The sequence below is a fragment of the Micromonospora sp. NPDC018662 genome (assembly GCF_044391475.1).
GTDB lineage: Bacteria > Actinomycetota > Actinomycetes > Mycobacteriales > Micromonosporaceae > Micromonospora.
The window spans coordinates 474260-497988 of sequence record NZ_JBISAC010000002.1; the positions used below are offsets into that span (position 1 = coordinate 474260).

23 protein-coding genes, 1 tRNA gene and 2 pseudogenes are annotated in these 23729 nt (G+C 73.3%); 10 read left to right on the forward strand and 16 right to left on the reverse strand.

From position 1 onward, the window contains the following. Positions 1 to 10: 10 nt before the first annotated feature. From ACH495_RS07590 to ACH495_RS07600, 3 genes are all read right to left on the reverse strand, one after another. A complete protein-coding gene (locus ACH495_RS07590; RefSeq protein WP_396856897.1) occupies positions 11 to 184 on the reverse strand; it encodes a hypothetical protein in 174 nt (57 codons plus the stop codon). A 238-nt stretch (positions 185 to 422) separates the two neighbouring features. Next, positions 423 to 734, reverse strand: a complete 312-nt coding sequence (locus tag ACH495_RS07595) for a hypothetical protein (RefSeq protein ID WP_396856898.1) — start codon at positions 732 to 734, stop codon at positions 423 to 425. After that, positions 731 to 901, reverse strand: coding sequence for a hypothetical protein (locus ACH495_RS07600; protein WP_396856899.1), 171 nt, complete (start codon positions 899 to 901; stop codon positions 731 to 733). The genes ACH495_RS07595 and ACH495_RS07600 overlap by 4 nt, the downstream gene beginning before the upstream one ends. Before the next feature lie 373 nt (positions 902 to 1274). On the opposite strand from ACH495_RS07600, the gene ACH495_RS07605 reads away from it, so the two are divergent. From ACH495_RS07605 to ACH495_RS07615, 3 genes are all read left to right on the forward strand, one after another. Next, positions 1275 to 2153: a helix-turn-helix domain-containing protein gene (locus tag ACH495_RS07605; protein ID WP_396856900.1), complete on the forward strand. Its 879-nt coding sequence runs from the start codon at positions 1275 to 1277 to the stop codon at positions 2151 to 2153. Continuing rightward, positions 2146 to 2343 carry a DUF397 domain-containing protein gene (locus tag ACH495_RS07610; protein ID WP_396856901.1) on the forward strand — a complete coding sequence of 66 codons (198 nt, stop codon included), beginning with the start codon at positions 2146 to 2148 and terminating at the stop codon, positions 2341 to 2343. The genes ACH495_RS07605 and ACH495_RS07610 overlap by 8 nt, the downstream gene beginning before the upstream one ends. Positions 2344 to 2712: 369 nt before the next feature. Then, on the forward strand, positions 2713 to 3237 hold the full coding sequence (locus ACH495_RS07615) for a hypothetical protein (RefSeq protein WP_396856902.1): 525 nt from the start codon (positions 2713 to 2715) through the stop codon (positions 3235 to 3237). Positions 3238 to 3382: 145 nt separating this feature from the next. On the opposite strand, the gene ACH495_RS07620 is transcribed toward ACH495_RS07615, so the two are convergent. Then, positions 3383 to 3781, reverse strand: coding sequence for a hypothetical protein (locus ACH495_RS07620; protein WP_396856903.1), 399 nt, complete (start codon positions 3779 to 3781; stop codon positions 3383 to 3385). Positions 3782 to 4250: 469 nt separating this feature from the next. Beyond that, a tRNA-Tyr gene (locus tag ACH495_RS07625) sits at positions 4251 to 4334 on the reverse strand. Between the two features lie 146 nt (positions 4335 to 4480). On the opposite strand from ACH495_RS07625, the gene ACH495_RS07630 reads away from it, so the two are divergent. From ACH495_RS07630 to ACH495_RS07640, 3 genes and pseudogenes are all read left to right on the forward strand, one after another. Further along, positions 4481 to 4975 (forward strand): YajQ family cyclic di-GMP-binding protein, encoded by a 495-nt coding sequence (locus ACH495_RS07630; protein ID WP_396856904.1) that lies wholly within the window; start codon positions 4481 to 4483, stop codon positions 4973 to 4975. Between the two features lie 49 nt (positions 4976 to 5024). Further along, positions 5025 to 5420 carry a hypothetical protein gene (locus tag ACH495_RS07635; protein ID WP_396856905.1) on the forward strand — a complete coding sequence of 132 codons (396 nt, stop codon included), beginning with the start codon at positions 5025 to 5027 and terminating at the stop codon, positions 5418 to 5420. Between the two features lie 33 nt (positions 5421 to 5453). Continuing rightward, a pseudogene (locus ACH495_RS07640) lies at positions 5454 to 6692 on the forward strand (MFS transporter); the annotation flags it as partial. A gap of 181 nt (positions 6693 to 6873) precedes the next feature. Here ACH495_RS07640 and ACH495_RS07645 read toward each other — a convergent pair. Next, a complete protein-coding gene (locus tag ACH495_RS07645; RefSeq protein WP_396856906.1) occupies positions 6874 to 8133 on the reverse strand; it encodes an MFS transporter in 1260 nt (419 codons plus the stop codon). Between the two features lie 191 nt (positions 8134 to 8324). Between ACH495_RS07645 and ACH495_RS07650 the strand changes: the two genes are divergently transcribed. Together ACH495_RS07650 and ACH495_RS07655 are read left to right on the forward strand one after the other, a co-directional pair. Next, positions 8325 to 9965: a hypothetical protein gene (locus tag ACH495_RS07650; RefSeq protein ID WP_396856907.1), complete on the forward strand. Its 1641-nt coding sequence runs from the start codon at positions 8325 to 8327 to the stop codon at positions 9963 to 9965. 192 nt (positions 9966 to 10157) lie between these two features. Next, positions 10158 to 11336 carry a hypothetical protein gene (locus ACH495_RS07655; protein WP_396856908.1) on the forward strand — a complete coding sequence of 393 codons (1179 nt, stop codon included), beginning with the start codon at positions 10158 to 10160 and terminating at the stop codon, positions 11334 to 11336. Positions 11337 to 11392: 56 nt separating this feature from the next. Here ACH495_RS07655 and htpX read toward each other — a convergent pair whose 3' ends face one another. The 7 genes from htpX to ACH495_RS07690 all read right to left on the reverse strand — a co-directional run bounded on the left by htpX (position 11393) and on the right by ACH495_RS07690 (position 18909). Beyond that, on the reverse strand, positions 11393 to 12271 hold the full coding sequence (gene htpX / locus ACH495_RS07660; protein WP_396856909.1) for a zinc metalloprotease HtpX: 879 nt from the start codon (positions 12269 to 12271) through the stop codon (positions 11393 to 11395). Between the two features lie 151 nt (positions 12272 to 12422). Beyond that, the gene (locus tag ACH495_RS07665; protein WP_396856910.1) at positions 12423 to 13889 is read right to left on the reverse strand and encodes an NADH-quinone oxidoreductase subunit N; all 1467 of its coding nucleotides are present in this window, start codon (positions 13887 to 13889) and stop codon (positions 12423 to 12425) included. Further along, positions 13886 to 15391 (reverse strand): NuoM family protein, encoded by a 1506-nt coding sequence (locus ACH495_RS07670; protein ID WP_396856911.1) that lies wholly within the window; start codon positions 15389 to 15391, stop codon positions 13886 to 13888. The genes ACH495_RS07665 and ACH495_RS07670 overlap by 4 nt, the downstream gene beginning before the upstream one ends. Further along, the gene (locus ACH495_RS07675; protein ID WP_396856912.1) at positions 15388 to 17313 is read right to left on the reverse strand and encodes an NADH-quinone oxidoreductase subunit L; all 1926 of its coding nucleotides are present in this window, start codon (positions 17311 to 17313) and stop codon (positions 15388 to 15390) included. The genes ACH495_RS07670 and ACH495_RS07675 overlap by 4 nt, the downstream gene beginning before the upstream one ends. Further along, the gene (nuoK, locus tag ACH495_RS07680) at positions 17310 to 17648 is read right to left on the reverse strand and encodes an NADH-quinone oxidoreductase subunit NuoK (protein WP_396856913.1); all 339 of its coding nucleotides are present in this window, start codon (positions 17646 to 17648) and stop codon (positions 17310 to 17312) included. Before nuoK ends, ACH495_RS07675 begins: the two co-directional genes overlap by 4 nt. Further along, positions 17645 to 18331, reverse strand: a complete 687-nt coding sequence (locus ACH495_RS07685; RefSeq protein WP_396856914.1) for an NADH-quinone oxidoreductase subunit J — start codon at positions 18329 to 18331, stop codon at positions 17645 to 17647. The genes nuoK and ACH495_RS07685 overlap by 4 nt, the downstream gene beginning before the upstream one ends. Then, positions 18328 to 18909 carry a NuoI/complex I 23 kDa subunit family protein gene (locus tag ACH495_RS07690; protein ID WP_396856915.1) on the reverse strand — a complete coding sequence of 194 codons (582 nt, stop codon included), beginning with the start codon at positions 18907 to 18909 and terminating at the stop codon, positions 18328 to 18330. Before ACH495_RS07690 ends, ACH495_RS07685 begins: the two co-directional genes overlap by 4 nt. A 104-nt stretch (positions 18910 to 19013) precedes the next feature. Between ACH495_RS07690 and ACH495_RS07695 the strand changes: the two genes are divergently transcribed. Beyond that, positions 19014 to 19586 (forward strand): Uma2 family endonuclease, encoded by a 573-nt coding sequence (locus ACH495_RS07695; protein ID WP_396856916.1) that lies wholly within the window; start codon positions 19014 to 19016, stop codon positions 19584 to 19586. Here the strand turns inward: ACH495_RS07695 and ACH495_RS07700 are convergent. Further along, complete coding sequence (locus tag ACH495_RS07700) at positions 19567 to 19989, reverse strand: ester cyclase (protein ID WP_396856917.1); 423 nt, start codon at positions 19987 to 19989, stop codon at positions 19567 to 19569. The two genes, ACH495_RS07695 and ACH495_RS07700, sit on opposite strands and share 20 nt — an antisense overlap. 163 nt (positions 19990 to 20152) lie before the next feature. Between ACH495_RS07700 and ACH495_RS07705 the strand changes: the two genes are divergently transcribed. Continuing rightward, positions 20153 to 21199 (forward strand): glutathione S-transferase family protein, encoded by a 1047-nt coding sequence (locus ACH495_RS07705; RefSeq protein WP_396856918.1) that lies wholly within the window; start codon positions 20153 to 20155, stop codon positions 21197 to 21199. Between the two features lie 156 nt (positions 21200 to 21355). On the opposite strand, the gene nuoH is transcribed toward ACH495_RS07705, so the two are convergent. Together nuoH and ACH495_RS07715 are read right to left on the reverse strand one after the other, a co-directional pair. Continuing rightward, entirely contained in the window at positions 21356 to 22318 is a 963-nt protein-coding gene (nuoH, locus tag ACH495_RS07710; RefSeq protein WP_396856919.1) for an NADH-quinone oxidoreductase subunit NuoH, read from the reverse strand. Positions 22319 to 23022: 704 nt separating this feature from the next. Continuing rightward, positions 23023 to 23670, reverse strand: a pseudogene (locus tag ACH495_RS07715) (NADH-quinone oxidoreductase subunit C); the annotation flags it as partial. Positions 23671 to 23729 lie beyond the last annotated feature (59 nt).

Below are 23729 nucleotides of genomic sequence, written 5' to 3' on the forward strand. Positions count from 1 at the left end.
GGCGCTGGCCTCATGCCAGGCGTTGGATGCGGACCTGCGGGCGCTCGTTCCTCAGGTGGCCCTGCTTGTGCTGGCGTACCTGCTCGTCCCAGACCTCCTGGTCGTAGTCCGGGTCCGGCGGGATCCACCGGTGCGAGCCGTCGCTGTAGTGGAACTTCTCGTCGCCGGCCCGAAGGATGCTCACCGCGCCCAACCCAGGAAGCGGCGGTGCAGACGATCGGCGGGCACGCCGACCAACTCGGGCGTGCGGTCAGTGGTCATCGCGGGTCCTCCCGACCCGGCCCGTGGGTGCGGTCGATCGGATGGGGTGGTGGCTCCGGCCGCGATGCCCTGACCTCGGCGAGCATCTGCTCCCGGTGCACGGCAACCCGGGCCTCGTCGAGGTTCATCCGGGAGCGGGTGTTCCCGCCAACCACGCACCATCAGCCCGTCCTCCTTCCCGTTCGTTCCCGCGCCGGGCGGTGGGGGCGGCTGGCCGGAACCGGCCTCATCCCCAGCACTCTGATTCGTTGTGGAGAAGTGGAGACTGCGCTCAACCCGCACCGCTTGACGAAGATCGACCGACGCGACACGGCGTCGCCCTGCTCGTCGAGCTGGTAGCCGTCCAGCCACGTCCACCCGTCGTAGGCGCTCCAGTCGAGGACGCGGATCAGCCGGAAGTGGAACGGCCTCACGAACTGGACGCCCGCCGCCCTGCCGACGAGGAGCAGCACGCCGGGCTTCAGCTCCGTCACTGCTCAACAGCCTTGCGCCAGGCGCGGATGCGGGCGCGGGCGACGACCACCCGGGGACACCATCCGTACGGCCGGCAGCGCGAGCAGGTGTACGCCACGTGGTAGTCGATGACGGCCCAGGACACCGCCACGATGAGGGGCGTGTCCGGTCTCCGCTCCGGTCTCATGGCTCGCCACCGTTACGACGCTTCTCGGCATTTTCTGTTCGCGCCTGAGCGGCCCGGGTCGCTGGAGAGCGGACCAACGGTAGGACCTTGGCGCCGTCGTTCCGCTTCCCGATTTGGCCAGGGCGCTCGTTGTCGGTCGGCCGCTGCACCACATCGACCGGCTCGTTGCTGCGGTGGAACCACTTCCAGCGGGGCATCGCGCACCTCCGGCGAATCGTCAACCGACCCCTTCGGCTGCCAACGTGGCGTAGTGGCACCGTCACTGCAACATCTCATCGCGGGTTTCAGACATCGAGATTGACGTCGTGCCATCCGGGCGTGCAGGGTGGCTGAAGTGAGACACATAGACATCTGAGGTGAGATTGGGGATCAGATGGCCGAGACGGGATCTTCCGTCCCGCGTCGACAACTCGGCCGGCTGCTGCGGCAGGCCCGCGAGGAAGCCGGCATCAACCTGGAAGCCGCCGCGAAGACGCTGGAGTGGTCACGGGCGAAGATGTACCGGCTGGAGGCCGGCCACACGTCGCTGCGCACCCACGACGTGAACCTCATGTGCCAGCTCTACGGCACCTCGGCCGACCTGACCGAAGTCCTCGTCTCGCTCGCCCGAGAGAGCAAGAGCCGAGGCTGGTGGCACGCATACGGCGATGTGATCCCCGCCTGGTTCGAGTTGTACGTGGGGATGGAGGCGGCGGCCTCCCACATCCGACAGTACGAGCCGAACCTGATCCCGGGGCTGCTCCAGACGCCCGAGTACATGTCGGCGGTCTTCGAGACCAAACCGGGCCGGACGCCGCAGGAGGTGGCGCAGAAAGTCGCGCTCCGGATGGAGCGGCAGAAGCTTCTCGCCCGGAAGAGTCCGGCAGCACCGCTCTTCGAAACGATCGTCGACGAGGCTGTCCTCCATCGGCCGATCGGCGACCTGGAAGCCTGGCGCGCCCAGTTGGCCTACCTGGTCAACGTGGCCCAGGCAGCGAACATCAAGGTCCGGGTGCTGCCGACAAACATCGGCCCGCACCGGGCGTCCGTCGCCGGCAACTTCGTGCTGCTCGACTTTCCCGCGAAGGGCACTCGTCCCGCCGAGCCCAGCACCGTCTACGGCGAGTCGATGACCGGCAGCATCTATCTCGATCGGCCGAGCGAGGTAGAGACTTACTCGTCGGCTTGGGAGACTCTGTGGGACCTTGCCCTGGACGAACGCGCCTCCGAGGATCTGGTGGGCGCCCTGATCAAGGAGACTTACGATGACTGAGATGGCCACGGCCCGCTGGCGCAAGAGCAGCTACAGCGGCAACGAGGGCAACTGCGTCGAGGTTGCCGACGATCTTCCGGGCGTCGTGGGCGTGCGCGACAGCAAGGACGTCGCTGGCCCGTCGCTGACGTTCAGCGCGACGCACTGGGGATCCTTCGTCGAGTTCGTCAAGGGCGGCTCCCGCAACTGAGCTCGACATCCGAGAAGGGGCTTGCCAGGGAAGGCATGCCCCTTCTCGGCTCTATAGCTCTTCCAGCGGTACGGCGGCGCGAGCAAGTTGGATGAACGCGATCACCGATATAGCGTGCGACCCGTCCATTGCCAGTCAGGCGTACTCCGACCCTAGTTTCCAGTCCGACGAAACGGCCCCGATCAGCATTGACAGGGCGTCGGCGATCTTGCCCGGCAGAGGCCACGTGACCTGCTGATTCTTGCCCGCTGGCCAGCGTCTACCGGTCTGCGGCCCGCCATCTGTCCACGCCCACCGATCTGCCCACTCCGCCGGTCCGACGCCCGATATCTCCGCGACATCTCCGGCTGGCAGACCGATCATGTGTCGATGACCGGCGAAGAGGCTCTTGCCAACCTCCAAGGCACCGCCGCCTTCTGGCGCATCGGCTCCGCGACTGCGGTTGACGTGGTCAGGGCCGCCTGCGACTGCCTGGTGGCAGGCATCGACAGTCCGACCCTCCGGATTCTGGCCGGCGTCTCCCCGGTGAAGGGCAGCGAGGATGACGAGCTGCGCCGGTGGCTGGCTGATGCGTTCGCCGAACTCTCGCTGACCTACTACGGGGAGGACAGCCGGAAGGCCGAAGAGGAAGTCCTCCGCATCATGGCGCGACGACTGCTCGCCAAGACGATCACACCGCGCGAACTCACGTCCTGGGTCTCCCAGTTCATCACCTACGCAGGCACTCCCCTGGCAGGCGAACTCATCAACCTTGAGAGCGCCTACGAGTACGTCGAGGCCGTCCACGAGGTGCACAATCAGACCAGCACCCAGCCCGGGGATCTCGATGCGGAGGTCATCGCCGAAGCTTGCCGGCTGGTCGACGAGATCAGCGCCGGCAGGGAAGAGGGTTGAACCACCACGGGTCATCCGAGCGCGTCGCCATTCTTGTCGTTCATGGTGTCGTCTCCCCCGTCGATGCAGTTGGCGTAGACGCGGAGGAGGACGGCGACGCCGTGGCCCAGGCGCCGGGCGACCTCGGTCGGCGGGACGCCGGCATTCAGCCAGAGCGAGGCTGCCGCGTGCCGCAGGTCGTAGGGCCGGCGGACGCGACCTGGGGTTCGGTCAGAGCATTCTCACGGGCGAGGTTCCACCACCGGTCGTGGACCGACTCGGAGAGCGGCCCGCCATGGAGGCCCCGGAAGAACCGACCCTCCGGACCTACGCCGTGGTTGTCGACGTGCACGCACAGCAGCTCGACGAGCCGGGGCGGGATCGGGGCCGTCCGGGTCTCGGCCCTCCCCCGGTGCTTGAGACCGCGCCGCTCGTGCGAACCGCCGTCGTCCGTCCAGTGCGAACCGGCCCGCGGCGAGGTGCCAGCGAGCACCAGGCGACCCCGGCGGTATTCGATCTTCTCGTGGTCGACGGCGTACCCGAGCACGTTGCGCGTGGAAGCCATAGTTGCCACGGCACGGGGGCGAGAAACGAGGGCGAGTCGATGGTGATCCGTCAGGTGATGCGCGACGGGTGGTCTAGGAAACTGAGGTAGCGATCCGCGGTCGCTGGCCTTTGATGCTACGGACTGGCTACGTGGTCGTGCGTCGGATGGCCTTGGTGTCGCCGTCGGTCAGGGCTTCCGACTGCCGCGCCAGTCCAACCCGGGACTGGCTTGCCCCGGTCCCTCTCCCACAGCCGGCGACACCTCACCGCGGCCCCCTCAGCCGATCGCTACACCCACGGACTCCGCCAGACCGGACTAGACCGGACTAGGGCGTTCGCAGCCCCAGAAGAGCCCTCAGCAGCAAGATCGACCTGCCCACCATCTGCCCACAACCAGTCGTCAACGGCTGGACCCAGCCGGACTCCGCTAGATCAACGAAAACGGCCCCCGATCAGCATCTCTGCTGGTCAGGGGCCGCATCTGCACCTGGTGGCGGGTAGAGGATTCGAACCTCTGAAGCTTTCGCGACGGATTTACAGTCCGCTCCCATTGGCCGCTCGGGCAACCCGCCAGGGCACCCACCGCGTCGCAACGCGGCAGCGGAAGCAAGGATAGCGGTTGTCCCCGGCCCCTGCGCAACGGGGTACCGTCAGGGGGTCCCACGCTGGTCAGTGCGGGACGGATCAGGACACATCGCCGGACAGCAGGAGCATGAGCATGGCAGCGAACCCGTCGTTCGACATCGTGAGCAAGGTTGACCGGCAGGAGGTCGACAACGCCCTCCGCCAGGCGGAGAAGGAGCTCGCGACGCGGTTCGACTTCCGCGGCACCGGGGCCGAGATCTCCTGGTCGGGCGAGGAGGCGATCAGCCTCCAGGCGGAGACCGAGGAGCGGGTGCGCGCCGCGCTGGACGTCTTCAAGGAGAAGCTGGTCAAGCGGAACATCTCGATGAAGTCGCTGGACGCCGGCGACCCGCGTGCGTCCGGCAAGATCTTCAAGATCGACGCCAAGGTGATCCAGGGCATCGACACCGACAAGGCGAAGGCGATCAGCAAGAAGATCCGCGACGAGGGCCCGAAGGGCGTGCAGGCGCAGATCCAGGGCGACCAGCTCCGCGTCACCGGCAAGAAGAAGGACGACCTCCAGGCCGTCATCTCGCTGCTCAAGGGCGAGGACTTCGGGGTCGCGCTCCAGTTCACCAACTACCGGTAGGCGCGGAAACCGCCGCGACCTTCGCCCGTCGCGCCGCTACGCTGCCGGCATGTGCCGGTACGCCATGACCTTCTACCGGGTCCACTACGTGTGCGTGCCGTGCCGTCGCAGCCACAAGTACGCCTGGGACGACGCGACGCACCGCTGCACGTCGTGCCGGCGGCCGATGGTGTTCGCCGGGCACGACTTCGCGGCACCCCGTCGGCGTAACGACTCCGGTTGGGCGGCGGTCGCGGCGGTGCTCGGGGCGGGCCTGCGGTACGAGGGTTTCGAGGTGTGCGGTTGCGGGCGGCAGCCGAAGTTCCGGCCCCGCACGCGTGCCCAGGTGCGGGCGCGGCGGCGGGTCGGCCGTCGCCTCGGGGTGTCGGAGGCCGGGGCTCTGGCCGCCCGTGACCCGTACGACGCCACCGAGTGCGGTTCTTCTGCCCTGGGGCAACTTCGTTGAGTTGAGACCCCCGGGTGCGGTCGGGTGGGAGCCATGCCGCTCCTCCCGTACCGCCCGGTCCTCGCCCACCCCGTGCTGCGTCGCCTGCTCCCCGGGCTCGCGGTGTCCGCGCTCGGCGACGGGCTGGCCCTGGTCGCGGTGACGTGGCTGGCGCTCGAACTCGCGCCGGCCGGACAGCGCGGCACGTGGACGGCGTTCGCGATGGCCGCGTACACGTTGCCGGGCGCGGCCGGCGCGGTGCTGTTGGGGCGCGTGCTGGGCGGGCGGAGCGGGGCGCAGCTCGCCGGCTGGGACGCCACGCTGCGGGCGCTGGCGTTGGGCGCGATCCCGGTCGCGCACGTCGCTGGCCTGCTGGATGTCGGGCTGTACGTGGCGTTGCTCGCCGTCTCCTCGCTGCTGCACCCGTGGGGGTCGGCCGGCCGGTTCACGCTGGTGGCCGAGTTGCTGCCGCAGCGGCACCACCTGGCCGGCAACGCGCTGCTCGGGCTGTTCGGGCAGGCGGCCACCGTCGTCGGCCCGCCGCTGGCGGGGCTGCTCATCGCCGGGGTGGGCGCGGTGTGGGTGCTCGCGGTGGACGCGGCCAGTTTCGCGGTGCTGGCGGTCAGCTACCGGCTCGCGGTCCCGGCCGGGCGTCGGCGGGCGGGCCGGGCGGCGGGGGCCGGCCCGTCGCGTACCTCCGGTTTCCGGGTCATCGGCCGGGACCGGTCGCTGCTCGGCCTGGTGGCGTTGAGCTGCGGGTTCTTCTTCCTGTTCGGACCGTTCTACGTGGCCATGCCGGTGCACGTGACCGAGGACCTGCACGCGTCCGCCGCGACGCTGGGCGGCTACTACACCGCGTTCGGCGTCGGGTCGCTGCTCGGCGGGCTGCTCACCGGTCACCTGCGGGACCGACCGCTGCGACCCGTGCTGCTCGGCATCGTGGTGGCGTTCGGGGCCGCGTTGCTGCCGCTGGGCCTGGGTGCGCCGGTCGCGGTGTCGCTGCCGGTGTTCGCCGTGGCCGGCCTGGTCTGGGCGCCCTACCTGCCGACCGCGACCGCGTTGTTCCAGCGCCGCGCCGGCACGGCGGAGCTGCCCCGGGTGCTGGCCGCCAACGGCGCGGTCACGGTGCTGGCGGTGCCGCTGGGCACGATGCTGGGCGGCCCGTCGACGGCCGCGCTGGGCGCGCGGCCCACGCTGCTGGTGTGCGCGGTCGCGACCGTCGCGCTGGGCCTGCTGGCGGCCGGGCTCGCCGCGCTACGCCGGCCCGGTGACGGTCCGCCGACGGAGCCGACGCCGCCGTCCGGTCCGCCGGCGCCGCCCGGTGCCCCGACACGGGAGCCGTCCGGTGCCCCCTCGCGGGCGCGGCGTGGCACCGCCGGGCCGGGGACTGCCCGAGTTGACCATGGAGTTGGCGGCAACAAAACGGGCCCAAGCTGCCGTCAACCTCATGATCAACGCAAGGGAGAGGGCGGGCTCAGGCGGCGAGCGACTGCTCGGCCCGGACCGCGGACGCCTCGGCGCGGGCGATCGGGCCGGTGGGCAGCGCGGCGACCACGGCCCCGACACCGACGGCCGCGCCGGCGAAGAGGAAGGCCCACGGCACGCCGCCGGCGTGGTCGACGATCAGGCCGGCGACCGCGCCGCCGGCCGCGCTCGCCGCGACCGACATGGTGACCACCCAGGTGTACGCCTCGTTGAGCATGCCGGCCGGGGCGATCCGCCCGACGAGCGTGTTCTCCAGGGTGAGCGCGGGCGCGATGGCGGCGCCGCCGAGCACCAGCGCGACGCCGAGCGCGGCCGGGCCGGGCATCACCGCGAACACGGCGAAGCTGGCCGCCACCGCGCCGAGCAGCCAGGCGAACTGGCGGGTCATGTTGGCGGCCGGCTTGCGTACCCCGAAGGTGAAGCCACCGGCGGCGCTGCCGATGCCCCAGACGGCGAGCAGCACGCCGGCCAGGCTCTCCGGGTCGGCGGCGCCGCTGTTCCCGGCGAAGGCCGGGACGATCACGCCGGAGGCGCCGAACGCGATGCCGAGGCTGGCCACGCAGAGCAGCAGCGCGGGGAAGCCACCGACCCGCAGCGGGCCGAGCCCCCGGGCGTGGTGCTCGCGCGGGTGCGGGCGCCAGGCGCGCATCACCCGGCCGAGCGCTACCGATCCGGTGCCGACCAGGGTGACCACGGCGGCGCCGAGCAGCGCGGTGGACGCGTCGGCGAACAGCACGAAGCCGGCCACCAGCAGCGGGCCGAGCACGAAGACGACCTCGAACAGGGAGGTCTCGGCCGCGAGCGCGGTGTTGCGGAGGTGGCCGCGCCCGCTGGCCGGCGTGGTGAGGTCGTTCCAGGCGCCGCGGATGGCGGCGGTGAGCGGCGGGTAGGTGCCGCCGGCGACGCCCGCCGCGAGGTAGATCAGGGCGAGGTTGCCGGCGTCGGAGCGGCTGGCGCCGAGCAGCCCGAGCAGCGCCAGCGGGTGGGCCAGCGCGGTGGCCAGCAGCACCGGGGTGGGGCCGACCCGGTCGGCGATCCGGCCGGCGATCGGGCTGAGCGCGGCGCCGGAGAGCGCGTAGATGCCGCCCGCGACGGCGGCGAGCGAGTAGCGGCCGGTGACCTGCTCGACGACCAGCAGCAGCGCCAGCGGGGTCATGCCGATGCCCAGCCGGCCGACGACGCCGAGGATCAACAGCATCGGCGCACCGGGAATCCGCCAGACACCCAGGTACTGGCGCAGCGCGGCCACTGTCGACCTCCAGGATGTAATGAGTCAGAAGCCCTTCGACCCTAACGCCGACCGGGGATTGGGCAAACGGTCGGCTGCCTCACAGTGGCCCGGCACACCCGGGCCGCGCCAGCGATTTCCGCCATTCCGTCCCGCGTGGCCCCCGGGCGTCGGAGAGTCAGGGAAGGAGACCGGGGTCGAGGAGGAGCGCGGTGAGCCACCCGAGGGGCAGACTGCTCGGGCTCGTCGCGCTCGCCGCCGCCGTCCCGGTCCTGCAGAACGTGCTGTTCCTGGAGCTCGACTTCCGCAGCGCGGAGGGCCTCTCCCCGCAGGGCTCGGCCGTCTGGCCGTACGACTCCTACAACGACATGCGGTGGCTGCTGGTCTACCACGACTCCTGGCAGGAGTACGCCCTCGGGCTGGTGGTCGCCGTCGGGCTGCGCGGGCTGCTGTCCGCGGGCCTGGTGAGCCTCGCCTGGCCGGTCGAGGCACGCCGGCCGGACCGCCGGCGCATCCTGCTGCGCAACCTGGGGATCGCGGCGTTGACCGCGGTGATCGTCACCCCGTTCGCCGCGCTCGCCGTCGCCGCCGGCGTGGTGTCGCTCTCCTGGTTCGTGTTCGCCGCGGTGGGGCCGATGCTGCTGCTCGCGCCGTTCCTGCAACGGGCGGCGGTGAACCCCCACGGTTGGCGCGGCCTGCCGTCGGCGGCACTGGTCGGCTGGTCCCTGCTCGACTTCGCGCTGATCACCGTCGCCGGCGCGATCGTCTGGCGGGTACCCGGCTGGTGGACGCTGCTGGTGGCGGCGCTCGCCGGGGCCGCCAACGGGCTGCTGTGGAACCGCTCGGTACGCGCGGCGGTGCTGCCGGCCCGCGTCCACTGGCCCCGGATCCCGGTGACCCCGATCGTGGTGGTGCTCGCGCTGGCCATCCCGCTGGCCGCCCAGGTGGTGACGTCGAGCCCGGCACACCAGGTGAAGACGTTCCGGCCGCCGCTGCTCGACCGACCGCTGCCCGCCTCGGTCCGGTACGCGGTGATCGTGCTCGGCACGCACGACTCCCGGTACGACGGGCGGCCCGCCGTCGACCCGGCGGCGGAGACGTTCTCCTACGCCGGCCGGGACGCCGCCGGCCGGCCGCTGCCGTACGGCTCCCAGGACACGCACCGCTCGCTGGAGTCGAGCGCGGCCCTGCTCGCCCGGCAGGTGGACGCGCTGCACGCCCGCACCGGTCGGCCGGTGGCGCTGCTCGGCGAGAGCGAGGGCGCGATGGTGGGGCGGACCTACCTGCGCGACCATCCGGATTCACCGGTGCAGGCGCTGCTGATGTTCAGCCCGTTGGTGCGCGCCGCCCGCACCTACTATCCGCCGGAGGACTCGTCGGCGGGCTGGGGCATCGCCCCCGGCTGGCAGTTGCGCGGGGTCTTCGCACTGGTGGCCCGCGTCAGCGGGGGCGGGGACAGCCCGGACGAGCCGTTCATCCGCTCGCTGCTGGCGAACGCGCCGTTCTACCGGTTCCAGACCATGTGCCCGGTCCCCGGCGTACGGATGATCGCCTTCCTGCCCACGGTCAGCGCGACGGAGCTCCCGCCCGGTCCGTTCACCCAGATCCCGGTCTACGAGGTGCCCGCCCTGCACGGCGGGCTGCTGGGCCGGCCGGACGTCACCGCCCGGACGATCGACTTCCTGGAGGGCAAGGACGTCCAGTCGCGGCGGTCCGAGTACCCGACCCTGCAACTGCTCGGCGCGGCCTGGCAGGCCCCGGCGCTGGCGGTCACCATCAACCCGGTCTGGCGGGGTCAGGTGTCGCCGGGACCGCCGTTCTCCACGGCACGGCTCTGCGGGAAGCAGAGCTGACCCCGGCGTCACGACGCAGGTCGGGCCACCGCCACGAACAGGGGCTGCCGTACCGATCGGTACGGGGTAGGTTCCTCATCGAACTGAGTCCATGCCAACGGCGGCAGGGTCGGCCGCCGGCGTCTACGGAGGTCGGATGAGCGGCACGGCGGGCACGCCGTCACGGGTCGAGGCAGCGGACCCGTCAGCCCGATGACCGACCCCGCGACGCCCGGCTACCGGGCGCTCCTGCGGCATCCGGTGGCGGCCCGGCTGCTGGTCGCCCGGGGCATCTCCGAGCTGGGTGACTTCATCGGCCTGGCCGCGCTGCTGCTGCTCGCCTACGACCAGACCAACTCGGTGCTCGGCCCCGCCGCCGTCTACGCCGCCCGGGCGTTGCCCGCGCTGCTGGTCGCGACCGTGTTCAGCGGCTGGCTGGACGTGCCGGCGCGGCGCACCATGCTGGTCGGGCTCTCGCTGGCCGGCGCGGCGCTCATCGCCGTCCCGGTGGTGGTGCCCGAGCCGCTGCCGGCGATCGTGGCGGCGGGCCTGCTCGGCGCCGTCCGGGCCGCCTACTCCAGCGTGCACGTGGCGGTCACCGCCGAGTCGGTGGCCACCCCGCTGCGGTTGCCGCTGTTCGGGCTCTCCGCGTTCGCCAACCAGAGCGGGCAGGTCGTCGGCCTGCTCGCCGGGGCGAGCATGACGGTGGCGCTCGGCCCCCGTACGGCCCTGGTGATCGACCTGGTCTCGTTCCTGTTCGCGGCGGCGGTCCTCGCCGGCCTGCCGGCGAACCGGCAGGAGGGGCGGCGTCCCCGTCCGCCGGCCACCGCCGGTGTCCGGATCATCGCCGGTCATCCGGTGCTGCGGGGGATCGCCCTGCTCACCCTCGCCACCGTCCTGTCCGGCGCGCTGCCGGAGACCCTCGCCCCGGACCTGGCCGGCGGCGGTTGGCGGCCCGTGCTGCTGGCCGCCTCGTCGTTCGGCGGGGCCGTGTTCGTGCTCGTGGTCGGTCGCCGCGGCTGGCTGGCCGGGGTGACCGGTCAGGTGGTGGCCGTCCGGGCGCTCGGCGTGGCGCTGTTGCTGGCCGGCCTGCTGGTGACGCTGGACGCGCCGGTCTGGGCGCTCGCCCTGGCGAACGCGCTGATCGGCGCCGGCGGCGGATGGTTGATCGGCGCGCAGACGACGTTCGCCCGGCTGGCCCCCCGGGAGCGGATGGGGCAGGTGGAGGTGACCATGATCGCCTCCAACATCGTGGCCTCCGGGGTCGGGATCTTCCTGCTCGGCGGCACCGCCGCGCTGTTCGGCCCGGCCGCGGCCTACCTGGCGGCGGGGTTGGTGCTGTTCGCGGTGGTGCTGCTGACCCGGCCGGACCGGCTGCCCGAGCCGGCCTGAACACGACTCCGCCCGCGTCCGGCACGGACGCGGGCGGAGGGTGGCGGACGGACGGGTCAGCGCTGGAACTGCACCGGCCCGGAGTTGCGGGCCATCTGCTCCAGCCGGGCCACCCGCTGCTCCATCGGCGGGTGGGTGGCGAACATCGCGGCGATGCCGCCGCCCCGCTTGAACGGGTTGTCGATCATCAGGTGCGCGGTGCTGGTGAGCTGGCCCTGCGGCGCGAGCGGGCGGGCCTGCGTACCCATGTGGATCTTCTTCAGGGCGCTGGCCAGGGCCAGCGGGTCGCGGCTCAGCTCGGCGCCGGACGCGTCGGCCTGGTATTCCCGGCTGCGGCTGATCGCCAACTGGATCACGGTGGCCGCGATCGGGCCGAGGATCAGCGTGAGCAGCAGCACCGCCGGGTTCGGGCCGTCCTCGTCGTCGGAGGAGCCCAGCGGGATGAACCAGGCGATGTTGGCCAGCATGGTGATGATGCCGGCCAGGCCGGCCGCCACGCTGGAGATCAGGATGTCCCGGTTGTAGACGTGCGACAGCTCGTGCCCGATCACGCCCCGCAGCTCCCGGTAGTCCAGGATCTCCACGATGCCCTGCGTGACGCAGACCGCCGCGTGCTCCGGGTTACGCCCGGTGGCGAACGCGTTCGGCTGCGACGTCGGGCTCACGTAGAGCCGGGGCATCGGCTTGCCGGCCTGCGTGGACAGCTCCCGCACCATCCGGTAGAGCTCGGGGAACTGGGCCTCGGTGACCGGTTGCGCCTTCATCGAGCGCAACGCGAGCTTGTCGGAGTAGAAGTAGGTCACGCCGTTCATCAGCAACGAGACGACCACGGCGATGACGAGACCGCCGCTACCGCCGAACCAGTAGCCGACCGCGAGGATCAGCGAGGTCAACAGGCCGAGCAGCGCTGCGGTCTTGAGACGGTTGTGATGCACGATCGCTCCTTCGGTGCCGCGGGCCCACGCGGGGAACCCGCTGACCGGTTCAACACACCGGTACCCGTCAACCATCCGGCTCATGGCTGAAAGTTGACTGGGGATTCCTGTGCGCCCGCTGAGGCGACCGCCCACCCGGGCACGAACTGGGTCAGCGCGCCGCCACGTCCAGCACGAGCTGCGGTGCGAAACCGATCACCACGGCCGCCACGGTGGCCACCCCGAGCGCCACCACCACCGTGCGGGCCGGACGGAACGTGGCGACGCCGTCCGGCGCGGCGTAGAGCGTCGCCGCCACCCGCAGGTAGTAGGCCAGGCCCAGCACCGCGTTCACCGCCACCACCAGGGCCAGCCAGCCGGCATGGCCGGCCAGCAGCGACCGGACCACGGTCACCTTGGCGAACAGCCCGGCCAGGCCCGGCGGCAGCCCGGCCAACCCGATCAGCGCCAACGCGAACGCGCCACCCACCCACGGGTGCCGCCGCGCCGCGCCGCGCAGGTCGGCCAGCGTGCCGCCGTCACCGTCCGCCGGCCGCAACGCCACCACCGCGGCGAACGCGGCCAGCTCCAGCAGCACGAAGAACACGGCGTACGCGACGGCCGCCGCGTACGCCCCGGCGCGGGCGTCGGCGGTGCGCCCGGCGGCCAGCGCCAACGCGCCCAGCGGGGCCAGGATGTAACCCGCCTGGGCCACCGACGACCAGGCCAACAGCCGGACGGTACGCCGCTGGCGCAGCGCCACCAGGTTGCCCACTGTCATCGTCAGCACCGCCAGCAGCGCCAGCACCGGACCGGTCACCCCGGCCGGCAGCGCCCGCTGCACCACCGCCAGCAACGCCACCACGCCGCCCAGCTTCGAGGCGGTCGACAGGTAGGCGGCCACCGGCAGCGGCGCGCCGTCGTAGGTGGCCGGCGCCCAGGCGTGGAACGGCACCGCCGCCACCTTGAACGCCAGGCCGGCCACCACCAGCGCCACCGCGACCGTGGTGAGCGGCAGGTCCCGCAGGTCGTCCCGGGCGGCCAGGGTGGCGCCGAGCCGGTCCAGGTGCAGGCTGCCGGTGACCGCGTAGAGCAGCGCCGCGCCGAGCAGCGTCACAGTGGTGGCGACCACGCTGACCACGAAGAACGTCACCGCCGCCTCGGCCCCGGCCAGGCTGGCCCGGCGCAGCCCGACCAGCACGTACAGCGGCAGCGTCAGCGTCTCCAGCGCCACCAGCAGCGTGATCAGGTCACCGGCCGCGCCGAGCACCACGCCGCCGGTCATCGCGCAGGCGAGCAGGAAGCAGTATTCCCCGGCCGGCGTGCGCCCGGCCCGCACCAGCGGACCGGAGATCGCCAGCACGCCGAGCGTGAGCAGCGCGATCACCACCGCCACCAGCGCGGCCCGGCCGTTCCACACCCAGGAGCAGTCCGCGCCCACGCAGAACGTGCGCCGCTCACCGGCCGCCCCGACCAGTGCCGCGCCGGCCGCGGTGCCGGCCGCGCCGAGCGCCGCCACCGCCACGGTCACCGCGCGACGGGCCACCAGCAGGTCCACCAGCAGCACCAGGATCGCGGTGCCGGCGGCCAGGTAGCCCGGCAGCAGCGCCACGTTGTCGACAGGCTGCACCAGGCTCATGGCACGACCCCCAGCAGCGCCTCCACCGGGCCGGAGGCGTAGGACAGGACCAGCGCCGGGGCCAGGCCGACCGCGAGCGCGAGCAGCACCAGCGGCGCCCAGGCGGTCAGCTCCGCCCCGGCCAGCCCCGGCCCGAGCGGCGCCACCGCCGGGGAGGGCCGGCCGTGCGTGACCCGACGCAACAACCGCAACAGGTACGCGGCGGCCAGCGCCCCGCCCAGCGCGGCCAGCACGGCCAGCGTCAGCCACAGCGGGCCGCCCCGCCGGACGGCCGCCACCACCGCGAACGCCTCACCCCAGAAGCCGGCCAGGCCGGGCAGCCCCAGCGAGGCCACCGCCGCGAAGCCCAACAGCCCGGCCAGCCGGGGCGCGGTCTCCCGCAGCCCGGACAGCTCGGCCAGCGAACCGGTGTGCGCGCGGTCCTTGACGGCCCCGGCCAGGAAGAACAGCAGCCCGGTGAGCACCCCGTGGGCGATGTTGCCGATCAGCGCCGCCTGGAGGCCGGTGGCGGTCAGCGTCGCCACCCCGAGCAGCACGAAACCCATGTGTCCCACGCTCGAATAGGCGATCAGCCGCTTCAGCTCGCTCTGCGCCAGGCAGACCAGGCCACCGATCAGGATCGCGGCGACGGCGAGCGTGCCGAGCACCGGCGACGCCCAGCGGGCCCCCTCCGGGGCCACCCCCACCGCCACCCGGATCAGCCCGTACGTCCCCATCTTCAGCAGCACCCCGGCCAGTATCACGCTGCCCACGGTCGGCGCCTGGGTGTGCGCGTCGGGCAGCCACGAGTGCAGCGGCCAGAGCGGGCTCTTCACCGCGAACGCGAGCGCCAGCAGCGTGAACGCGGCAAGCTGGGTGCTCCGGGACAGGCCGGCACCGCCGGTCAACGTCACCAGGTCGGCGGTGCCCGCGGCGGCCACCACGACGTAGACGCCGACCAGCAGCAGCACCGAACCGAACAGCGTGTAGAGCGCGAACTTGCGGGCCGCCCGCCGCCGGTCGTCGCCGCCCCAACCGGCGATGATCGCGTACATCGGCAGCAGGACGACCTCGAAGAAGAGGAAGAACAGCACCAGGTCCAGCGCGAGGAACGTGCCGAGGATGCCCACCTCGACCACCAGCAGCAACGCCACCAGCGCGCGCCCACTGCCGCCGCCGGCCGGCACCCGCCACAAGGTGTAGCCGCAGCACAGCAGCGTGAGCAGCGCGGTCAACACCACCAGCGGCCAGGAGATGCCGTCCACGCCCAGGTGGAAGCGCAGGTCGAGCCCCGGCACCCAGGGCAGGTCGAGCCGGTGCCACGGCTGCACCGCCGGGCGCGGACCGTACCCGAACCAGCCGTGCTCGCCACCGACCAACGGCAGCGTCGCCAGCAGCGTCAGCGCGGCGGCGACGGTGCCGACCAGCCGGCCGGCCCGGTCCCCCGGCACGACGGCGGCCGCCACCGCGCCCAGTGCCGGGACCGCGACCACGGCCACCAGCAAAACCTGCCCGAACGTCATGAGGTGACTCCGATCAGGGCGACCGCCAGGCCGATCAGCAACGCGCCGGCCAGCACCCCGGCCGCCGCGCGCGGCAGCGCCGCCCGGTGCAGCGCGGCCAGCCCGCCGCCCAGCTCCACCGCCGCCCGACCGGTGCCCTCGACCAGGCCGTCCACGCCCAGCTCGTCACCGGCCCGCACGGCCCGCGCCAGCGCGCCGGTCGGGCGTACGACCAGGGCGTGCTGGACGTCGTCGAGCCGGAACGCCCGGGCGAACACCGGCCGCAGCGGACCCAGGAAGCGGGCCGGGTCGGCGGCCGGGTCCCGACGCCAACCGGCCCAGGCCACGCCCGCGCCGGCCAGCAGCAGCAGGAACGGCAGGATCAGGTTCGGCGCCAGGTGCACCACCTCGACCGCCTCGCCGGACGCGTCGCCCGGCACCCGCAGCCGGTCGGTGAACCAGGGCGCGAACGCGGCCAGCCCGAGCAGCGCGGCCGGCACCGCCAGCAGCAGCACCGGCCAGCGCAGCGATGCCGGCGGGTCGTGCGGGCGGACCAGCGGCGTGCGGGACACGCCGAAGAACGTACGCAGCAGCAGGCGGGTCGCGTACCAGGCGGTGACCGCCACGCCGAGCAGCCCGGCCAGCCAGACGAGCCAGCCCACCCACGGCGCGGTCGGGCCGGCGTCGTCGAGCGCGGCGGCCTCGGCGGCGGCCAGCACGCCGTCCTTGCTCCAGAAGCCGGACAGCGGCGGCACCCCGGCCAGCGCGCCGAGCCCCACCACCATGCACCAGAACGTGACAGGCATGCCGGCGCGCAGGCCGCCCATCCGGGACATCAGCGTGGTGCCCACCGCGTGGATCACCGCACCGGCGGCGAGGAACAGCAGCGCCTTGAACGCGGCGTGGGTGAGCAGGTGGAACAGCGCGGCGGCCGGCGCGCCGACCGCCAGCGCGCCGGTCATGTAGCCGATCTGGGACACCGTCGACCAGGCCAGCACCCGCTTGAGGTCGTCCTGCGCGGTCGCCGCGAACGCGCCGAGCAGGATGGTCACCGCGGCCATCACCCCGAGCACGGCGAGCGCGGCCGGGGCCCGCTCGAAGAGCGGGAACAGCCGGGCCACCGCGTAGACACCGGCGGCCACCATGGTCGCGGCGTGGATCAGCGCGGAGACCGGCGTGGGGCCGGCCATCGCGTCCGGCAGCCAGGTGTGCAGCGGGAACTGCGCGCTCTTGCCGGCCACCCCGGCCAGCAGCAGCAGGCAGGCGGCGGTCAGCGTGCCGGAGGCATAGTCGTGGGCCAGCACGTCGGCGATCCGGAAACTGCCCGCGCCCACGCCGAGCAGCGCGATGCCGAGCAGGAAACCCACGTCACCCACGCGGGTCACCAGGAACGCCTTCACCGCCGCGCCGGGCGCCTCCGGCAGCCGCCGGTCGTGGGCGATGAGCAGGTACGAGCAGATGCCCATCACCTCCCAGCCGACCAGCAGCATGATCAGGTCACCGGACACCACCACTGTCAACATCGCCGCGGTGAAGAGGCTGAGCTGCGCCGCGTACGGCGGGTAGCGGTGGTCCACGTCCACGTCGTCGTGCGGGCCGCGCCGCAGGTAACCGGTCGAGTAGACCTGCACGGCCAACGCGACCGCGGTGACCGCGGTGGCGACCAGCACCGCCACGCCGTCCAGCCGCAGACCCAACGTGACCCGTAGCCCGCCCACCTCGACCCAGGTGGTGGCCGCCTCCACCGGGCCGTCGACGCGCGCCAGCAACGCCAGCGCGGCCAGCAACGCCACCGCCGCGCCGGCCACCCCCAGCGCGACCGCCAGCCGCCGGGCCGGCGCCCGGTCCCCGTGCGACGACGGCGGCAGCAGCAGCCCGAGCAGGCCGGCGACCAGCGGCGCGGCCGGCAGCACCGCCGCCAGCCAGAGCGTCCCCGTGCTCATGGACGCACCTCGTCCGGTATGGCCGGCGCGCGCTCGGTCAGCGGGACGTCGTCGACCGTGACGCTGGCCCGCAGCCGGTAGAGCTGGAGCACGATGGCCAGCCCGACGCCGATCTCGGCGGCGGCCAGCACGATCACGAACAGCGCGAACACCTGCCCGGAGTGCGGCAACGCGGCCCGGACCGTGGTGTCCGCGGTGACCAGCACCAGGTTGACCGCGTTGAGCATCAGCTCCACCGCCATCAGCACCAGCACCGCGTTGCGGCGACGCAGCACGCCGTACACGCCGAGGCCGAACAGCAGCGCGGCGGTGACGTACGGGATGACCGGCCTCACCGGCGCCCGCCCTCGTCGGCGGCCGTGGCGGCCGGTTCGAGGCCGGCGGCCGGGCCGGTGCCGCCGGTCGGACCGGTGCCGCCGGTCGAGCCGGTGCCGCCAGCCGAGCCAGTGCCGCCGGCCGGGCCGGGACTGCCGGCCGGGCCGGTGCCCGCGGTCGGGCCGGCGGTGTCGACGGGCCCGGTCGGGCGGCCGATGTCGGGGCGGGAGAGCACGATCGCGCCGACCAACGCGGCGAGCAGCAGCACCGAGAGCACCTCGAACGGCAGCACCCAGGAGCGGAACACCTGCTCACCGAGGCGCTCGGCGGTGCCCGCGGCCGGCAGGTCCACCCGCGACCAGCGGAACGCGTCGACCAGCAGCACGACCAGGCCGAGGCCGCTGCCGGCGCCGACCAGCGCGGCCGGCCAGCCGGGCCGGTCCAGGTCGTCGGAGGGGCCGATCGGGGCCCGGGTCAGCATCACCGCGAACAACAGCAGCACCACCACCGCGCCCACGTAGATCAACACCTGCACCCAGGCCACCAGCTCGGCGGTGAGCACCAGGTAGTCACCGGCCAGCGCGCCCAGGCACACCACCAGCCACAGCCCGGACCGGACCAGGTGGCGGGTGCCCACCACCAGCGCGCCCGCACCCACCGCCACCGCGCCGAGCGCGAGCAGCAGCACGTCCGCACCGGTCATGAGGCCGCGCCTCCGCCCGGGGAGTCGGGGCGTACCCCGGTCGGGGCCGGACGCGCGGCGGGCCCGGCGGCCTTGCGGGCGGCGGTGGTCTCCTCCTTCGAGGGGTCGCCGAGCGGGTCGTGGGCCGGTGGCGGTGGGACCGTGCCCATCCACTCGCCCAGGTGGTCCTTGTCGTGCAGCAGGTCCTTGATGTCGTACTCGGCGTACTCGAACTCGGGCGACCAGAAGAGCGCGTCGAACGGGCAGACCTCGATGCAGATGCCGCAGTACATGCAGAGCGAGAAGTCGATGTCGAACTTGTCGAGCACGTTGCGCTGGCGGGGGCGGGCGGCGCCGGGCACCGCCACCTCCTCCTTGTGCGAGTCGATGTAGATGCACCAGTCCGGGCACTCGCGGGCGCACAGCATGCAGACCGTGCAGTTCTCCGCCAGCAGCGCGATCACACCACGGGAGCGGGGCGGCAGCTCGGGCGCCACGTCCGGGTACTGCTGGGTGGTCGACCGGCGGGTCATCGTCTTCAACGTGACCGCCAGGCCCTTCACCAGCCCGCCGCCGGGCACCCCACCGTGCTCGCTCATGCCGCCCATCCTGCCCTGTGCCCCGGGCGCGCGCGACCACCACCCGACTCTTGGCGGCGGTATCGTGAGCGCGGGGAGAACGACACACCGGGAAGGACCGGTCGATGACCGCCGACCTGGAGAGTCTGCGCCCGCCGGCCGGCGGGTGGACGACCGACCACCTGGACCTGCTGCCGGAGGACGGGCACCACCGTGAGCTGCTCGACGGCGCGATGCTCCTGTCCCTGCGCGGCCGGACGCACCAGAGCATCGCCGGCCTGCTCATGGTGACCCTCGACGAGGACTGCCCCGCCGAATACGACGTGACACAGGCGGTGGGGGTGCGACTCGACCGGGACCGCTACTTCATCCCGGACGTGCTGGTCACCACCGCGGCCGCGGCGGCCCGGGAGCCGACCCGGTACGAGCCACACGAGGTGGTGCTCGCCGTGGAGATCGTCTCGCCTCGCACCGTTTCCATCGACCGGGTGCTCAAGCCGGCGCTCTACGCGCAGGCCGGCATCCCGTTCTACTGGCGGATCGAGATCGAGGACGAGGGCCTCGTCGTCCACACCTACAAGATCGATCCGGTGCACGAGGTCTACACGGAAACCGGGCGGTGGACCAAGTTCGTCGACACCGGCGAGCCGTTCCCGGTGAACCTGCCGATCAGCCGGATCACGCCCCGCCGGGTGTGAGCGGGGGCAGCACCTCCACGCCGAGCTGCTGGAGCACCTGGAACAGCTCGTTGACGCTCCACACGTCCACGATCCGACCGGCGTCGTCGAAGCGCAGGAACGACGCCCCGGAGTAGCTGACCACCCGGCCGGTCGGCGGCACCGGCCCGAACTGCCCGGCCTGGGTGCCGGCGGCCCGCCAGTGCACGGCGACCCGCCCGTCGCCGGCCACCAGCTCGACGATCTTGTAGCGCAGGTCCGGGAAGGACGCCCGCCGGTCCCGGTGCCCGGCCAGCACCGCGTCCGGCCCGGCGCCGCCCAGCCCCGGGCACTCCGGGGCCACCAGCTCGTACGCGCTCTCCTCTCGCCCGGCGTTCCACACGTCGGCGATGAAGCGTCGGGCCGCCGCCTCCAGATCCGTCACGGCCGGCAGCCTATGCCGGCTCGGCGGCACCCGGCCCGCCGGGACGGGCCGGCGCGACGGTCTCCGCCGCTCGAACGGTCGTGGCGGCCGTCTCCGCCGCTCGAACTGCCGGGACCGGCCGGAGCGACCATGATGGGAGGCGACGGACAACCTGGAGGTGGGCGTGGGCGGCAGCGACGACGAGGTCCTCGACCGGACCGGCGGCAAGTACGTGGAACCGGGCGGCGAGTTCACCCGCGACCAGCGCTACATCGCGACCCGGATCACCGCTGACGAGCGGGACGGCTGGCCGGTGGAGCCGGGCCGCTACCGGCTGGCGGTCAGCCGGGCCTGCCCGTGGGCGAACCGGCTGATCATCGTGCGCCGGCTGCTCGGCCTGGAGGACGCCATCTCACAGGCGGTGGCCGGTCCCACCCACGACAAGCGGAGCTGGACGTTCGACCTGGACCCGGGCGGCAAGGACCCGGTGCTGGGCATCGAGCGGCTCGCCGACGCCTACTTCGCCCGTTTCCCCGGCTACGAGCGGGGCATCACCGTGCCGGCACTGGTGGACGTGCCCACCGGCCAGGTGGTGACAAACGACTACGCGCAGATGAGCCTGGACCTGTCCACCGAGTGGACCGCGTACCACCGGCCGGGCGCGCCGGAGCTGTACCCGGAGCGACTGCGCGCCGAGATCGACGAGGTCAACGCCGCGGTCTTCGCCGACGTCAACAACGGCGTCTACCGGTGCGGCTTCGCCGGCAGCCAGGAGGCGTACGACAAGGCGTACCACCGGCTCTTCGACCGGTTGGACTGGTTGAGCGAGCGGCTGACCGGGCAGCGGTATCTGGTCGGTGACACGATCACCGAGGCGGACGTGCGGCTGTTCACCACGCTGGTCCGCTTCGACCCGGTCTACCACGGGCACTTCAAGTGCAACCGGCAGAAGCTGAGCGAGATGCCGGTGCTCTGGGCGTACGCCAGGGACCTGTTCCAGACGCCGGGCTTCGGCGACACGATCGACTTCGACCACATCAAGCGGCACTACTACGAGGTCCACCGGGACATCAACCCGACCGGCATCGTGCCGCTCGGCCCCGACCTGTCGAACTGGCTGACGCCCCACGGTCGGGAGGAGTTGGGCGGCCGCCCCTTCGGCGACGGCACCCCACCCGGCCCCCCACCCCCCGCCGAACGCGTAGACCCCACCCACACCCCCTTGCGCTGACCCACCTCGCCCGCCTCGCCGCGCCGCGCCGCCCCGCGATCTTGCACTTTCACGGAAAGAGTGGCTATTCGGGCCCCGTTAGCCACTCTTTCCGTGAAAGTGTGCGCGGCCCGGCGGGCGCGGCCCGCACGGGGCGCGGCGGGCGCGGGCGCGGGGCTACAGCGCCAGGCGGACGGCTACGGTGAGGACGAGCTGGGCCAGGGCCAGGGGGACCAGGACCAGCCAGCAGAGGCGTTGGAGCTGGTCCTCACGCAGCCGGGGGTAGCTCACCCGGAGCCAGATGATCACGAACGCGACGGCGAACACCTTGAGCAGCGTCCACAGCCAGCCGAGCTGGGCGTCGGCGAACGGGCCCTGCCAGCCGCCGAGGAAGAGCACAGTGGTCAGGGCCGCGATCACCACGATGCCGACGTACTCGGCGAGCAGGAAGAACGCGAAACGCAGGCCGGTGTACTCGGTCATGTAACCGAAGACCAGCTCGGAGTCGGCCACCGGCATGTCGAACGGCGGGCGGCGGATCTCGGCCAGCCCGGCCACGAAGAAGATCACCATGGCCGGCGCCTGCCAGAGCAGCCACCAGGGACGCCACGCCTCCACGATGCCGGACAGGCTGAGCGTGCCCGCCGCCATCGCCACGGAGGCGGCGGCCAGCACCAGCGGCAGCTCGTAGCCGAGCAACTGGGCCGCGCCACGCAGCCCGCCGAGCAGGCTGTACTTGTTGGCCGACGCCCAGGCGGACATGAGCACCGCCAGCACCCCGATGCCCACCACGGCGAGCACGAAGAACAGGCCGATGCCCAACGGCTGGGCGACCAGGTCACCAGGCCCGAGCGGGATGACCAGCAGCACGAGCAGGTACGGCACCAGCGCCACCGCGGGCGCCAGCCGGAACACCTGTCGGTCCGCCTCGCGCGGGGTCACGTCCTCCTTCTGCACGAACTTGATGCCGTCCGCGACGAGCTGCGCCCAGCCGTGGAAGCCGCCCGCGTACATCGGGCCGAGCCGGCCCTGCATGTGGGCCATCACCTTGTGCTCGGCCTGACCGACGATCAACGGCAGGGTGAGGAACGCGACCAGCACGGCGGCGACGCGTAGGACCAGCTCCAACCAGTCCGGCATCAGTCCTCCCCCGCCTCGGTCCGGCCACCGGACTCGGTCCGGCCACCGGACTCGGTCCGGCCACCGGACTCGGTCCGGCCACCGGACTCGGTCCGGCCACCGGGCTCGGTCCGGCCACCGGGCTCGGGTCGGGCTGGGCCGGCGGGCCGGTCGTCCGCCGGCTCCTGCCGCGCGGGACCCGTCGGCCGCTCCCCCGGCAGCGGACGCCCGAGCGGACCGGGTTCCGCCGGCGGCGGGGCGGGCTCCCGCCGAGCCGGACCGGTCGGCCGGGAGCCGCCCGGGACCGGACGGTCATCGGGGCCCGGCCCTGCCGGACGCTCATCGGGGCCCGGCCCTGCCGGACGCTCACCGGAAGCCGGACGTGCGGGACGCGCCGGACGCTCGCCCGACTCCGGGCGCGTCGCACGCTCACCGGACGCCGGGCTCGCGGACGACTCACCGGACGCCGGGCGCGCGGGGCGCTCACCCGGGGCCGGGCGCGCGGGCACCTCACCGGACGCCGGGCCCGCGGGCACCTCATCGGACGGCGGGCGTGCAGGCGACTCACCGGACGCCGGACGGCGCGCGGGGCGCTCAGCCGGGGCCGGGCGCGCCGGGCGCTCACCCGGGGCCGGGCGCGCGGGGCGCTCAGCCGGGGCCGGGCGCGCGGGGCGCTCAGCCGGGAACGGGCGCGCGGGGCGCTCAGCCGGGGCCGGGCGCGCGGGGCGCTCGCGGGCCGGGCGGGCCGGCGTACCCCCGCGTGGGCCCTCGCCGACGCCGGCCGCGCCGGCCGGTGTGGGCGTCGTCCCCCACTCCCCCGGCGCGGGTACGCCCGGCGGCCGGATCGGCCGACGCCCGCCGCCCGCCTCCGACTCGCCCGGCTCCTTCGCGCCCGGCCAGGGCTTGGCCACCCGGGAGGCGAGCACGAACTCCTTGCGCAGCGGATGCCCCTCGAACTCCGGCGGCAGCAGCAGCGGCCGCAGCTCGCCGTGCCCGGCGAAGTCGATGCCGAACATCTCGTGGGTCTCCCGCTCGTGCCAGGCCGCGCCCGGGAAGACGTCGACCACCGAGGCCACGACCGGCGTGTCGCGGGGCACCCGGGTGCGCAGCAGCAGCCCGTGCCGGTGCCGCACCGACCAGAGGTGCGCCACCACGTCGAAGCCGTCGGCCAGCTCGTCCACCGCCGACAGCCAGTCGAGGAAGTCGCAGCCCAGGTCGGCGTCGTCGCGCGCCGCACGCAGCGCGTCGGCCCAGCTCGCCGGTGGTACGTCGACGGTGGCCCGGGCGTACCCCTGACCGCCGGAGACCGATGCGGCGGCCTCGACGGGCGCGAGCAGCGCGACCACGCGGCGGCCGACCTCTTCCGGAGTCATGCGCTGATCCTATGGCCGGCGGCTCCCGGCCGGGTCGGGCCGTCCGGGCCCGGTTCGTC